This window comes from bacterium (assembly GCA_040755755.1).
Taxonomy (GTDB): Bacteria; SZUA-182; SZUA-182; order DTGQ01; family DTGQ01; genus DTGQ01.
The window spans coordinates 70881-85918 of record JBFLZW010000031.1 but is presented as its reverse complement, the minus strand read 5'-3'; the positions used below and the strand labels follow the sequence as shown (position 1 = coordinate 85918).

9 protein-coding genes and 1 pseudogene are annotated in these 15038 nt (G+C 51.0%); all 10 read right to left on the bottom strand.

What is annotated here, in order from left to right; genetic code table 11:
- Positions 1 to 31: 31 nt before the first annotated feature.
- Positions 32 to 475 carry a PIN domain-containing protein gene (locus tag AB1611_10645; protein MEW6380047.1) on the bottom strand — a complete coding sequence of 148 codons (444 nt, stop codon included), beginning with the start codon at positions 473 to 475 and terminating at the stop codon, positions 32 to 34.
- On the bottom strand, positions 462 to 731 hold the full coding sequence (locus AB1611_10640; protein ID MEW6380046.1) for a hypothetical protein: 270 nt from the start codon (positions 729 to 731) through the stop codon (positions 462 to 464). The genes AB1611_10645 and AB1611_10640 overlap by 14 nt, the downstream gene beginning before the upstream one ends.
- Before the next feature lie 307 nt (positions 732 to 1038).
- Positions 1039 to 1338, bottom strand: a pseudogene (locus tag AB1611_10635) (IS5/IS1182 family transposase).
- Between the two features lie 52 nt (positions 1339 to 1390).
- Positions 1391 to 2572, bottom strand: coding sequence for a nicotinate phosphoribosyltransferase (locus tag AB1611_10630; GenBank protein ID MEW6380045.1), 1182 nt, complete (start codon positions 2570 to 2572; stop codon positions 1391 to 1393).
- A gap of 29 nt (positions 2573 to 2601) precedes the next feature.
- Positions 2602 to 4974, bottom strand: coding sequence for an endopeptidase La (gene lon / locus AB1611_10625; GenBank protein MEW6380044.1), 2373 nt, complete (start codon positions 4972 to 4974; stop codon positions 2602 to 2604).
- 277 nt (positions 4975 to 5251) lie between these two features.
- Positions 5252 to 6187 (bottom strand): UTP--glucose-1-phosphate uridylyltransferase GalU, encoded by a 936-nt coding sequence (galU, locus tag AB1611_10620; protein MEW6380043.1) that lies wholly within the window; start codon positions 6185 to 6187, stop codon positions 5252 to 5254.
- 299 nt (positions 6188 to 6486) lie between these two features.
- Complete coding sequence (gene nfi / locus AB1611_10615; protein MEW6380042.1) at positions 6487 to 7188, bottom strand: deoxyribonuclease V; 702 nt, start codon at positions 7186 to 7188, stop codon at positions 6487 to 6489.
- Positions 7189 to 7687: 499 nt separating this feature from the next.
- Positions 7688 to 9610, bottom strand: coding sequence for a 1,4-alpha-glucan branching protein GlgB (gene glgB / locus AB1611_10610; protein MEW6380041.1), 1923 nt, complete (start codon positions 9608 to 9610; stop codon positions 7688 to 7690).
- Between the two features lie 34 nt (positions 9611 to 9644).
- Positions 9645 to 12974, bottom strand: a complete 3330-nt coding sequence (treS, locus tag AB1611_10605) for a maltose alpha-D-glucosyltransferase (protein ID MEW6380040.1) — start codon at positions 12972 to 12974, stop codon at positions 9645 to 9647.
- Between the two features lie 9 nt (positions 12975 to 12983).
- Positions 12984 to 14975, bottom strand: coding sequence for an alpha-1,4-glucan--maltose-1-phosphate maltosyltransferase (locus tag AB1611_10600; GenBank protein ID MEW6380039.1), 1992 nt, complete (start codon positions 14973 to 14975; stop codon positions 12984 to 12986).
- Between the last annotated feature and the right edge of the window lie 63 nt (positions 14976 to 15038).

The following is a 15038-nucleotide window of genomic DNA, read 5'->3' as shown; positions in this document are numbered from 1 at the left end:
TAAGGCAACCAACGGGGAGAAAGTCTATAATCTACGGTGTTAATACTTCTATCTCTTTAAATCTGGAAAAATCATTTTGGTTATATGGATAAAGGCAGGTAATATCATTAGAGATCATCGTAGCCACTAATTGCAGGTCAAAAATATCTCTATCGTTGATCTTATAGGTTTTCAAGAGATGGATAGTTACATCAAAGATATCCTCTTTAGGATATACTTTTATGATATTTTTAGCTTTAATGTATGTCTCAATTTCTCTAACCGCCTCTGCTGGCGATATAGGATCGGTCACCCGTCTGGGATTGGTAATTACCGCATAAAATTCATTGAGAACCTGAGGACAGATACCAAGAAGCAAATCACCTTTAAATCCTTTCCTTAACAGTGCTCTTGTCCTGGTGTGAAACTCCGAAAGAGCCTGATGTCTATAAATGAGAATGTTACTATCCAAGAGTGCAAGATTAGAGGTAGTCATAGATTTCTCTTCTCGTAAGTTTACCAATTACATTTGAAGAATGGGCGGTAAGGGCTTTTTCTTCTGTTATCTCTTCTTCTATCCCTTCTTCTCCTTTTTGCACTTTATTGCTCCTTACTTTCTGTCTTATAAACTCTGTGAATTCCTGAATAAATTTAACTTCCTCTTCCGGTAAATCATGGACATCAATGCTATCAACCATTTTTAATCCTCCTTTTTCTAATTTTTGTAAGTCAATGGTTGAATGTTTGAACATGACTTCATATAAACTTTTCTTTATTCCCTATTCCTACTGTTTCTAGGCAGTGTATGCAAAGCCTCAGTGGTAAACGGGTTTCCATAGCCACCGATAAAGAAAATTCTCTGCACCACTTGAGCAGCCCTTTACGCGAAACGAAAGCGCTGTCAAGGCGGCGAACACAAGTGAGTCCCTGAAAGGGAGGTGGCCTTAGCAGCAGGGGATAAAGTATAGACCTCTCTCCTTGCTGAACCAGCTTGTGGGAAAATCTTTACTCCGACCTCTGGAGATTCCTTATACCTCCTGGGGTAAACTCATAACCACATCTGAGGTGTACCTTGGTGCTGAATCCCCCCTGGCTGTAGTCAAGAGCCTCTGTGGATTGGTCTCCCCTTTTGCCCCAGCCGCATGCTGGTAGGCTCTGATGATGGTGCTATCAACAAAGTTCACCTCCCACTCTATAGCACCTTGAGCCTCACCCTGTGCCTGGAGGACAGAAAATATCTTGTCCCAGACACCAGCCTTACGCCACAGGTCTCCCTGTCTTTGGTTTTTGTGGGGGAAGCAATGCCTTCAGCCTCTCCCATTGTCCATCGGTTAATTCTCCTCTGTTGTTCTTCTCCATACTTTCATTATATCAAAGACTTAACATAAATTACAGGCTTTGCATACACTACCTAGACTAACGTCACCTGCTCAAGTTGCCGGAGGACGAAGGAGCGGATTTCCTGGGGTGAGGGAAGGGGGCGGACTACGTTTCCCTGGTGGATGAGCGGGGTGAGGAGGGGTTCAAGAGGGGTTCCGCAGGAGCAGATGACTTCCTGTTGAGCAATGCCGAGGCCTTCAGCGGTTGCGGCCAGGACTTGAGTCTGAAAGCAGTCAGGGCATCGCAGCACCGTTTTCCGGCCAGATTTTTTCCCTCGTTTGGCTATCGGCTTGCCTGCGACTTCTACAATATCGAGGGCGAAATCCGAAACCGGGGCGTTGCTGATGGCGGTCCCCACGCCATAGGCGTCAGCCACCGGGTTGAGCTCAAGGATCCTGCGCTCATCGATCCCTCCGCTGACAAATAATTTAACGTGCTGGAAGCCCCGCAGATTCAATTCCCACCGGACTTCCTCAAGGATCTGCCGCATGTTGCCCCGGCGGGAGGAAGGGGTATCCAGACGAACGGCAAACAGGTTCTGACCAAGCTGCCCGGCTACCCGAAGGGCCTCCTCTTTTTCATCGCAGAAGGTATCGATCAGGGCTACCCGCCGTATCTGCTGGTCAATGGTTTCGTGAAAGGCACGACAGGCGCTGACGGTGTCTCCAAGCATCAGAATCAGCGAATGGGGCATGGTTCCGACCGGCAGCTCATGAATGAGCTCGGCGCTCTTGATTACCGCCACGCCATCACATCCGCCGATAAAGGCGCTGCGCTCGATCATGGGAGCAATGGCGGGGTGCATTCTGCGTGCTCCGAAACTGGCTAATATCCGGTTTCCGGCTGCCTTGCGGCAGCGGGAGGATTTGGTGGCGATTCCGGAAGCCTGGCAGAGGAGGCCGAGCAGGGAGGTTTCATACTTTAGAAAATCAAGGTATTTCCCTTCGATGACCAGAACCGGCTGCTCCAGGCCAAACAGGGTCCCTTCGGACATGGCCCAGACATTGACCGGCAGCCCCTCCAGCAGGCGGGTGACTTCTTCCGTGCCGGCCAGAATCCCCCAATTCCATCCTGGGGAAGCATCCTTCATGGTCACCTCGGCTACAACCTGGTGATTGATCCCTTCATGCCGCAGGATTTCTTCAGTGCGCTGGAAATAAACATCCGTGACCGCCCCGGCCTTGATCTCATCCTCAGTGGCGATATGAAACACCTGTTCTCCTTAGAGTGAGAAGTCACCAATTACGAATTTCCATTCGTATTCTTCAGGGCAACATTCAGAATATCTTCCATATTTTCCGCAAAGGTAAAATGGATATTCTGACGTACCTGTTTCGGAATATCCTGGATATCTTTTTTATTCCGTGCGGGGACAATGATATTGTTAATGCCCATTCGCTTGGCAGCCAGAACCTTCTGCTTCAGCCCTCCAACCGGCAGGACATGACCTCGCAGGGTGATTTCGCCAGTCATGGCCACATCCTTGCGGACCGGTTTATTAGTGAAGAGCGAAACCAGCGAGGTAGCCATGGTTACTCCAGCCGAAGGGCCATCCTTGGGAATGGCACCTGCCGGGATATGGATATGGATATCTTTTTCAGCATTGAAGTTTCCGTCAATACCCAGGTGCTCGGCTTCGGAACGTGCAAAGCTCAGGGCTGCCTGAGCGGATTCTTTCATGATATCTCCCAGATGTCCGGTCAGGATCAAAGCTCCTTTGCCTCTCATGGTGGTAGCTTCGATATGAATAATATCTCCTCCGGACTCGGTCCATGCCAATCCGGTAGCGACACCAACTTCGTCCGATTTATACTCCAGCTCCCTCTGATAGGAGGGGATGCCGAGGAAATGGTGGACGTTTCTCGGCACGACACTCATCTTGCCAGTTGATCCTTCGGCTTTGCGTTTTGCACATTTGCGGCAGATGGTGGCGATTTCCCGCTCCAGATTTCGCAATCCCGCCTCCCGCGTATACTCATTAATAATTTTCAGGGTGGCCTGATCCGAGATAGAGAGGTCTTTATCGGTAATTCCATTCTCCTCCAGCTGCTTGGGAATCAGGTATCGTCTGGCGATTTTCATTTTTTCTATCTCGGTGTAGCCGGACAGATGGATGATCTCCATCCGGTCCCGGAAGGCCGGCAGAATTGGATCGAGGAGGTTGGCGGTAGCGATAAACATGACATTGCTCAAATCGAAGGGTATCCCCAGGTAATGGTCGGTGAAGGCTGAATTTTGCTCAGGGTCCAGAACCTCCAGCAGGGCTGCCGAAGGGTCCCCGCGAAAATCAGCACCGATTTTATCTACTTCATCCATCATGAAAATCGGATTGTTGGAGCCCGCCTGTCTGATTCCCTGAATAATCCGGCCCGGCAGGGAGCCGATATAGGTCCGGCGATGGCCCCGGATTTCCGCTTCGTCCCGGACACCGCCAAGGGAGATGCGCACGAATTTTCTTCCCAGAGAGCGGGCAATGGATTTTCCCAGGGAGGTTTTCCCAACTCCCGGAGGGCCGACAAAGCAGAGAATAGGCCCTTTCATTTTATTTTTCTTGAGCTTTCTGACGCTCAGGTATTCAAGGATTCTTTCCTTGACCTTTTCCAGGTCATAATGATCCTCGTTAAGCACCCTGGAAGCCTGGGCAATGTCGAGATTATCCTCGGTTGATATGCTCCACGGAAGCTCGACCAGCCATTCCAGATAGGACCGGACCATACCGGATTCCGCGGCTTCAGGGTGCATCTTGGCCAGGCGGGACAATTGCTTCTCGGCCTCGTTCCTGGCCTCATCCGGCAGGTTGGCCTTCTCTATCTTGGATTTCAGGTCATTGATTTCTTCGGTGCGCTCATCCACCTGGCCCAGCTCGTGCTGGATGGCTTTCAACTGCTGGCGAAGGTAATACTCCCGGTGATCCTTGTCCATCTCCTCTTTGGCCTGGGACTGGATCTTTTTTTGCATGGCCAGAACTTCCAGCTCCTTCGACAAAAGCTCATTGACTCTTTTGAGCCGCTGGACAGGATCGATGATCTCAAGAACACTCTGGGTTTCATCGGTCTTCAGAACCAGGTTGGATACGATCAGGTCAGCCAGCTTGCCGGGATCATCGATGTTGCTGGCGATAACCACGACATCCGGCAGCAGAGCTTTTCCGAGCGAGAGGCTTTTTTCCATCTGCGATTTTACATTCCGCATCAGGGCTTCAACTTCGAGAGTATGCTCGGTATTCTCCTTCTCGATGATCTTCTTTATTTTGGCAATGAAGCAGTTTTTGTCTTCCTTGTACTTTTTCAGCTCAGCCCGTATCAGGCCGTGAATCAGGATTTTCAGCCTGCCGTCAGGTAGTTTCAGGAGTTTCATGATGTTGCCGACCGTTCCGAACCGGAATATTTCCTCGGGACTGGGGTCTTCGACTTTCGAGTCTTTCTGAGCGACAAGGAAGATTTTGCGATCGTACTCGGCAACGGCCTGCTCGACAGCTTTGATGGATTTTTCTCTCCCTACGAAGAGAGGCAGAATCATATAGGGGTAAACAACGATATCTCTAACCGGCAAAAGTGGCAAACAGCATGGTATATTATCCAAAAGCACGTTCTTTTTGGTATCACCCTCGGCCACAGCATATCCTCCTTACTAGATTTCACGATCCCTTCGATTAACGGGTCACCCTGAAGTAATGCCTGCTGAACATACAGTTATCCGACGACATTGGAATTGGATGATGTTGGTGAAAGAACGGTTCCGATTGAGCTTAACAGTGCTCATAAGTGTTATCGGCAAAACCATTCCTTCTCCCCATGTCAGAGTATCAATCCTGTTTACCCCAATATTACACCGGCAAGCAGCCGGCATATCTGGCTTTACTGCCTCGTGGCAGATGATCGCTCAAGACTTATCATTGGATATGGTCACTCGCTTTGTGAGGAACCTGAGAGGTCTTTTTTTCAGCGAGTAAATCCGCCAGGTTTCGGCTTGCCAGATACTGAGCGAACTCTTCGCCCAGACCAGGGCATTTCAGGGCAAATTCAACTGTGGCCTGGAGAAAGCCAAGCTTGCTTCCGGCGTCGTAGCGCTTCCCTTGAAATTCACAGGCATAGATGGCCTGGCGTTTGCTTAATTCGCGCAAACCGTTGGTCAGTTGAATTTCGCCGGTCTTATCCATTCCTATCCTTTCGAGAACGTCGAATATCTCGGGAGTTAAAATGTATCGGCCAATGATAGCCAGATCGGAAGGGGCCTCACTCGGTGATGGCTTTTCAACCAGGTCTAAAACCTGATAAACGTTGTTTTCCAGATGTCTCGGCTTGATAACGCCATACTGTGAGATATCGTCATGTACTCTTTGCACGGCGATGACCGAGCATTTGTATCGGTTATAAACTTCGATCAATTGCTTGAGACAGGGAACATCGGCATCGATAATGTCGTCTCCGAGAAGGACGGCGAATGCCTGATTTCCGACAAGATCCCGTGGCACCAGGATGGCATGGCCAAGACCGAGTGGCTCTTTCTGCCGGATATAGGAAATTTTTGCCATATGGGATATCATTTGCATCTGTTCCAGAATTTCGGCCTTGCCCCTTTTGCGCAGCTCATATTCCAGCTCAAAGGAAATATCAAAAAAATCCTCGATCGCCCGTTTCCCTCGACCGGTGACAATAGTAATATCCTCGATGCCGGAGGCAACCGCCTCCTCAACTACGTATTGAATCATCGGCTTATCAACCAGAGGCAGCATTTCTTTTGGAGAGGATTTGGTGGCTGGAAGAAACCTGGTTCCAAGACCTGCGGCGGGGAATATCGCCTTTTTGATATTTGAGCACTCGTTCATTCGGTAACACTCCTTTACTCAGAGTTTCACAATACATCACGAAATGAAAGATGGCACTCCACTACCTGATTTATGCTATCTTATAGATAAGGTCTTAAAAAGTCAAGGTATAATATCTCTAATAGTGATGGAGCTCATGAGAATTTTTCGGGAATGGCCAGTACAACCCGGCGAAAATTGATCATATTCAAAGGCAGAGATAAACTGCAAGGAGCGGCGATTAGCTGCAAGGAGAAGTGATCAGGCAATACAGCACGGTCTAATAAGGATTTATCTTTTGCCTGATCAGGATAAAGATATCATTCACCGGGTAATCGATGGGCAGGAGAAAATTCCCTTCGGAGACGATTGGCAAGCAGGTGGGCCTGCCGGGTGGGTTCAGGAAGCCGGAAGGTGCGGGTGCAGGCCAAAACAATCGACACTGCTGTCTCAAGATCGATTTTATGGCCAACCGAGATGAAGAGAGGCCTGGTCCTGGTGCGGGTTCTGAGCACCATGCCGATTGTTTCCCTGCCATGCTGCAAGGGGGATTTCTCTCCTTTGTGCTCTCCGGGTTCGACATAGTTTCCGCTCAGCCGGGTTTTGGCACAGCCTATGGTCGGGCGGTCAAGGAGTATCCCAAGGTGAGAGGCAATACCCAGCCGTCGCGGGTGAGCAATACCCTGGCCGTCAACAAGAATGACATCGGGCTCATGCCGGAGCCGGGCAAAAGCTGTCAGCAGTGTCGGTGCTTCGCGAAAGCTGAGCAATCCCGGAATATAGGGAAAGGTGGCCCGCCCTTCGGCCTTGGCCTGTTCCACGATTTCAAGGTCCGGAAAGGTAAAGGCCACAACTGCGGCAAACAGGCGCTCATCCATCTTCGAGTAAGAGATATCGGCCCCGGCGACCAAGGTCACCGGCTGGCTGAGCGGCCCGGTCTCAACCATACGGCTGAGCTTTCGCTGAATCTCCAGTGCCTCCTGATAGCTGACCTCCCAGGGGTGAATATCCTGATAGTACATCTGGAAATCACCATAAATCCCAACTGACTTTAAAGGGGATGTTAAAGTTTAATCCACAATCAAAATTAACTGTCGAGTAAAGCAAAACCAAACTGCCTTGCGGCCTCTACAATAATGATGGTCATAGCCAAATGAGAGCGAACAGTTTGCCATCTCCATCACTAAATTGAAGAGCAATCCACGATTCCCCACCTTTTATCCTGATACTTCCAAAAGAGATCAACGGCTTGCTCTTCCAATTGCTTATCAATAGAAACAATTTGAGAAAGGTCTATATCAAGCAATATATTCCATGTGCTTCTGATTCGGCTTTTTCAATGGTTACCCTGACCTTGGTATGTGGTTGAAGACCTGGATCTTGAATTACCTTTTCAGGTAAAGAAAGATGGCCGTCCAACATGACCTCGGCAATATATTCCCTGGTTTTCAATTTACTACCCTCTCTGATCTATACTGTAGACGGCGTGGCGTTTGGTGGGGCGAAGAGCCCCCCTACATTTTACAACTGAAATTTCTCACTCTCCTCACCCTTGAGGAAAATAATGCCCAGGGGAGGCAGGAGCAGGGATAGGGAGCAGCTTTTTCCGTGTGCAGGAAGCGGTGTGGCCTCAACCTGGCCAAAGTTTCCGTGGCCGCTTCCGCCATAGACCCTGGCATCGCTGTTCAGGATCTCTTTCCAGATGCCGCTCCACGGCACTCCCAGCCGGTAGTTTTCCCGGGGCACGGGGGTGAAATTGCAGACTGCCATGATCAGGTCGCCGGTGGTTTTCCCTTTTCTGATGAAGCTGATGACGCTCGATTCGGCATCGTGAAAATCCACCCATTCGAATCCTTCACTGGAAAAGTCCAGCTCGTGAAGGGCCGGTTCAGTGGCATACATGCGGTTTAAGTCCGCGACCCACTTTTGCACTCCCTGATGAGGGAAATATTCGAGGAGGTGCCAGTCAAGGCTGAGATCGTGGTTCCACTCCCGCCACTGGGCAAACTCTCCCCCCATGAACAGAAGCTTCTTGCCCGGATGACCATACATATATCCGAATAACAGCCGCAGGTTGGCGAATTTCTGCCAGTCGTCCCCCGGCATTTTCCCGATCAGCGAGCCTTTCCCGTATACCACCTCATCGTGGGAGAGAGGAAGCACGAAATTTTCCCAGAAGGCGTACCAGATACTGAACGTGAGCTGGCCCTGATGGTACTTGCGGTAAACGGCGTCCTTGGAAAAGTAGGACAGGGTATCGTGCATCCAGCCCATATTCCACTTCAGACCAAATCCCAGACCGCCGATATAGGTCGGACGGGAAACCATGGGCCAGGCGGTCGACTCTTCGGCAATGGTCTGAACATCGGGGTATGCGCTGTATATGGCCTCGTTCAGCCGTTTGATGAAGCTGATGGCCTCGATATTCTCCTTGCCGCCGAATTCGTTCGGGATCCATTCACCCCATTTGCGCGCATAGTCCAGGTAGAGCATGGAGGCTACGGCATCCACCCTGAGACCGTCGATATGATACTTGTCAAACCAGAAGAGTGCGGCACTGATCAGGAATGCCCTGACTTCCTGGCGGCCATAGTTAAAGATATAGCTCTTCCATTCGGGATGAAATCCTTTCCGTGGGTCTGCATGCTCGTACAGGTGAGTGCCGTCAAAGAAGACCAGCCCCTGGATATTATCGGGAAAATGCGAAGGCACCCAGTCAAGGATAACTCCTATCCCCCGCTGATGGAGGTAATCGACCATCGCCATGAAGTCCTGCGGAGTGCCGAACCTGCTGCTCGGAGCAAAGAAGCCCACGATCTGATATCCCCAGGAACCATAGAAGGGATGCTCCATGACCGGCAGAAACTCGACATGGGTAAAACCCATCTTCTCGACGTAATCAGCCAGGCTTTCAGCCATTTCCCGGTAGGTAAGAAACCGCCCGTCCTCTTCCGGAACCCGTCTCCACGATCCAAGATGCACCTCGTAGATAGACATGGGTGCATTGAAGGCATTGGCCCCGGCGCGGTTTTTCATCCACTCGCCATCTCCCCATGCATACTTGAGGTCCCAGACCACCGAGGCTGTTTCCGGCGCAGGCTCCCAGCGGAAGGCATAAGGGTCTCCTTTATCGACCCGGTAATGCCGATAGCGTGATCTGATATGATACTTGTACGGAGCACCATGAGCGATACCGGGAATAAAGCCCTCCCAGATCCCTGAGCCATCCATTCTCAAGGCCAGAGAATGGGAATCCGGGTTCCAGCCATTAAATTTTCCCATCACCGTAACCCCCTCGGCATTCGGAGCCCAGACCGCAAAGTACGCTCCGCTGACTCCGTCAACGGTTACCAGATGAGAGCCGAGCTTATCATAGAGCCGAAAGTGGCTCCCTTCCCTGAACAGGTAAATATCATTCTCAGTCAAAAGGCTCCCGATATCCATCGCCCTCTCTCTCCTTTCTCATTTTTTCTCCCCGCTACTTGTTTTCCTCCAGCAGGTGTTTTATCCCCCGCAAGGGAATGGCCAGCCATTCTGGCCGGTTGTTCAATTCATATCTGACCTCGTAAATTGCCTTATCGAGGAGAAAGGCATTGAGCATGATCTGCAGCTCGTTCTTTTCCCGGGGGATAAAGGGTGCATCTTTGACCGTATCGAGATACGATCTCAGGAAAGCACCCCCCGTATATTTGTACCACAGGTCAGCCCAGGGCTCAAGCTGTACCCTGTCTTCAGCCCTGATCAGCGCTTTTTTCAAGAGAGCGGTATAGGCTGCATAGTGGAGCGATCTGAGCATACCGGCTATATCCCGCAGGGGGGACCTTTTCAATCGCCGCTCGCTCAACGACCGGGCCGGCTCGCCTTCAAAATCGATGATCGCAAAGTCCTTTCCCGTGTAGAGCACCTGGCCCAGATGGTAATCCCCGTGGATCCTGATCTTCCCGCCGGAGATCTTCTTCTGGAGAATGGCTTTGAACAGACTGACCACCTGTTTCTTTAAGCTCAGGATCTCCTGCACCAGGTTCCTTTCATCCTCAGGCAGATGTGCAAGGCTCTTTTCCAGAAGATGAAAAGTCCGCTGAGCCCCGGTTTGCAGTGACTGATAAATGGCCCTCTGGTGAAGGAGTGAATAGGGTTCCAGCGCAAAAAACGGATCTTCCGGGTCCGAGGCCAGAGCAAGGTGAAGCTCTCCGGTTCTTGTGCCCAGCAGGCTTATCATTTCAAGATAACCCGAGATGAGCTCCTGCATGAGCGGAGGGATTTCCTGATAAGCTATCTCAAGGAGCGAAGCTGGAGCCTTCGGGACCTCCTGAATCTCGCCTGACTTCGAGAGGACACCGGTAAAATACCTCTCCAGAGCATCGAGAGTATAGCTCCAGGCATCCCCTGCATTGGGCACAAGCCCTTGAAGAATGGCCAGAATGGTCGATTCGGCATGCGGCTTTCGATACTCGATCACTCCTGCAAACGGCGGCACATGAGGACAGGATAGCTTTTCAGTCAGGAACCACAGCATTTCGAGCTCCGAGTTCATTCCCTCCTCAAGACGCCTGAACAGCTTGAGAAAAAACCTGTTCCCGTAGATAATCGACGAGTTGCTCTGCTCACCCCGCAGTACCTGGGATTCGGAAGGTAATTGCATTCCCCTGATGGAACCCCGAAGGTCCTTCCCCGGATAGGCAGCCACCTCCCCTTCCTTATCCCGGATTTTATACCGTCTGACAATCATCATCAGAAGATCCTGGCGGAATTTCTCGTTATAGATGCCGTCATAGATGATTCCCCTCGTCTCATCGACCACGAGCCTGGCCACCACCCCCTGAGGCGACTCCTCCAGGATCTTTTGCGCCTGATCTGCCTGAGCAAAAGAGAGGGGAAGAAGATAGAGGTCGGACACCCCTTCCGTGTACTGAACATCGAGGAACAAAAGATGCGTGACCTGGCTGCCCTTGCCGAGCTGGATATCCCTGGCTATCTTGACCTGCTGGACCAGACGGGTCTTCCCTCCGAACCACCGGGCACTTTTCAGGAAAAGCGGCAATACTTCACGCTCAAGCTCCTCCCCCGCTTTTCCGGCCAAAACCATCTCCCACTTCCAGCTTACCTTGATTTCCGGCAGGATCCTCGGGGTCCGGACTGCCCCCCCCTCCTCCTGCCTCTGGAGCAGAAACAGGTAGTAGCCATACGATCCAAGGGTCAGGGCGTAGGGATGATTTTTAATAACAATGAATGAATTCTTGCTGAAAGCCTCCACCGGCACATACCCGGCATACTTTGCCAGGTCAAGCTCGACGAGCTGCGGGTGCCGTGACAGGTTCACGACCACCAGGATGTTCTCATCCTGGTACTGCCGGATAAAGGCCAGAACCTTCATATTCTCCGGAAAGAGGAATTCGATCGTTCCCCGGCCAAAGGCCTTGAAATTGTTTCTCATGGCGATAAAATGCTTCATCCACCATAGCAGGGAAGCCTGGCTTCTGTCCTGGTTTTCCACATTGACGGCTTCATAATGGTATTCAGGATCAATGATCACCGGCAGGTAGAGTTTCTGGGGATTGGCCCGCGAGAAACCGGCATTTCTGTCTCCACTCCACTGCATCGGGGTCCTGACGCCGTTTCTGTCTCCCAGATAGTAGTTGTCTCCCATGCCGATTTCATCCCCGTAATAGATAACCGGGGTCCCCGGCAGGGAAAGGAGCAGAAAATTCATCAATTCTATCTTTTTTCTGTCATTGCCAAGGAGCGGTGCCAGACGCCTTCGAATGCCGAGGTTAATCCGTGCCGTGCGGTCTTTGGCGTAGATCCTGTACATATAGTCCCGCTCCTCGTCGGTCACCATTTCGAGGGTAAGCTCATCGTGATTCCTCAAAAAGAGCGCCCACTGACAGACATCAGGGATCGCCGGGGTCTGATTGAGGATTTCCATGATTGGATACCGGTTTTCCATCCGGATGGCCATGAACATCCTGGGCATCAGCGGAAAATGAAAGGCCATATGACACTCGTCACCATTTCCGAAATAGTTGACCGCATCTTCCGGCCACTGGTTGGCCTCGGCCAGAAGCATCCTGCCTCTGAACTTGCTGTCGATATGCGACCTCAGTTTCTTCAGATACTCATAGGTTTCCGGCAGATTTTCGCAATTGGTTCCCTCCCGTTCATAAAGGTAGGGAACGGCATCAAGGCGCATCCCGTCCACACCCATATTCAACCAGTAGTCGATGACCCGCAGCATGCTTTTCTGGACATGCGGATGATTGTAATTCAGATCCGGCTGATGGGAGTAAAAACGATGCCAGTAGTAAGCCTTGGCTACAGGGTCCCAGGCCCAGTTGGAAGTTTCGAAGTCTTTAAAGATAATTCTGGCATCTTTATACTTTTCCGGTGAATCCCAGACATAATAATTTCTCCATCTGGAGCCGGGTTTTGCTCTTCGGGCCTTCTGAAACCAGTCATGCTGATCGGAAGTGTGGTTTAAAACAAGCTCGGTAATGACCCGTATTCCCCGCCGATGGGCTTCCTTGAGAAATTCCTTGAAGTCCCGCAGCGTGCCATAATCAGGATGGACTTCAAAATAATTGGCTATATCATAGCCATCATCCTTCAGGGGAGATGGATAAAAGGGGAGAAGCCAGACAGCCGTAATTCCAAGGTTTGCCAGATGGTCGAGTTTCTGGGTAAGTCCCTGAAAATCTCCGATGCCGTCATTATTGCTATCGTAAAAGGTCTTTACATGGAGCTCATAAATGATCGCATCCTTATACCAGAGGGGATCCTCTTCAAGGTAAGCGGCTTTTCGTGATTTCAATTCCCTTCCTCACACGAAATAATCGAAGTCGGTTTCTCTTTTCAGCCTCTTCCTGATTCTCAAAATATGTGCAGGAAGAAGATTGGGATTAAGCTCTATATAATTTCTCTCGCCATACCAGATATATTTGATCTCGCTGATCAGATCGTGAACCAGGTATGGCTGGTCCGGGCCTATGCCGAATTGGGAGAGGGGAAGTTTTACCCATCCGGACTGGATATGGAAGGGGTCGAGGTTGACCACCACCAGGACGATATTGGAAAGGTCATCGGTGGCCTTCCCATAGGCAATGAGATACTCGTTCTCCGTTTCGTAAAATTGCAGGTTCCGGGTAGTCTGCAGAGCCGGGTTATCCCTCCTGATACTGTTGATCTTGCGCAGATAATCCCGCAGGTTTCCCGCCTGCCGGCTCAAATCCCCCCAGTATCTAATCTCGTATTTTTCCGAGTTCGCATACTCTTCCCTGCCTGGCAGGCCCTCGCTCACGCACAGCTCAAAGGCAGGCCCGTAGACGCCATAGCTGGAAGAAAGGGTTGCCGCCAGAACAAGCCTGATGATAAAGGCCGGCCTTCCCCCATACTGGAGGTGCTCAGGGAGAATGTCCGGTGTGTTGGGCCAGAAGTTCGGCCTGAAATACTCGGCCATGTCGGTCTTAGTCAGTTCCTCGAGATAGGCGGTCAACTCATGCCGGCTGTTTCTCCAGGTGAAATAGGTGTAGCTTTGCGTAAATCCAAGCTTGGCCAGGCGCTGCATGAGCTTTGGCCGGGTGAAAGCCTCGGCCAGGAAAATAACATCGGGGTAATCCCTTTTAATTTCCCTGATCAGCCACTCCCAAAAGGGAAAGGGTTTGGTATGGGGATTATCGACCCGGAAGATCCGCACTCCCTTCCCGATCCAGAACAGCACCACCCCCTTCAGCTCCTCCCAGAGCATCTGCCAGGAGGCTGTTTCAAAATTGAGCGGGAGGATATCCTCATACTTTTTGGGAGGATTCTCGGCATACTGAACCGTGCCGTCAGGCCGCCATCTGAACCACTCAGGGTGCTCCTGAACGTAAGGATGGTCGCAGCCGCACTGGAAGGCCAGATCCATGGCGATCTCTATTCCAAAGCTTTCAGCCCTCCTGAGCAGCCGTTCAAAATCCTCCATCGTCCCAAGCTGAGGGTGAATCGCCCGATGCCCCCCTTCCTTTGATCCGATAGCCCAGGGGCTGCCGACATCACCTGGACTGGCGTTCGGCGAATTGTTTCTGCCTTTGCGGCTGGTTTCGGATATCGGATGAATGGGAGGAAGGTAGAAAACATCAAAGCCCATTTTGGCTATTTCCGGAATGAGCTGCTCACAATCCCGCAAGGTTCCCGGACGATCAGGCTGCGGGGAACAACTGCGGGGAAACCGCTCATACCAGGAGCTGAACAGAGCGCGCTTTCGATCGACCACAACCTCGAGCTCCCGCCCGTAGCGGGTAGACAATTTTTTGTCGGGATTTTGGGCCATCAATTCGCCAAGCTCACGGCCAAGAGCGGCCAAGACCACTGTCTGAACATCCGTCGCGTTTCTGAAAATACCGGCAAATTCGAGGAGCCTTGCGGCTTCGCTCGCCGGAGCCCTCTTCGCGGCCGATTCAAGGTGTTCGATACCGATGAGGATATCTACCCGTAAGTCCTGTCCGGCCTCGAATTTCTTTCTCAGGTCTTTCTGCCAGGTTTTGAAGTGATCGATCCAGCCTTCGATCGTGTAGAAATAGACAGCCGGACCGTCAACCACAAATTCTCCCTGCCACCGGTCATTGACCAGGAATTGCAGGGGAGTCTCCTGCCAGTCGGTTTCAGCTCCTTTGCGGTATAAAAGATTGGCTGAAATCGAGTCATGCCCATCGGCGAAGATATCCGCCTGCACGATGACCTTTTCTCCGGCAACTCTTTTAATTGGAAAACGTCCGCCGTCGATTTCCGGCTTGACCCCCTCGATACTGACTCTTTTTCTTCCTTCATCAGGCATAATAATTACTCAATTTAAGTGCGGAAAAAGATGATAATTATGTTCATTTTCAGCTTAAATTGC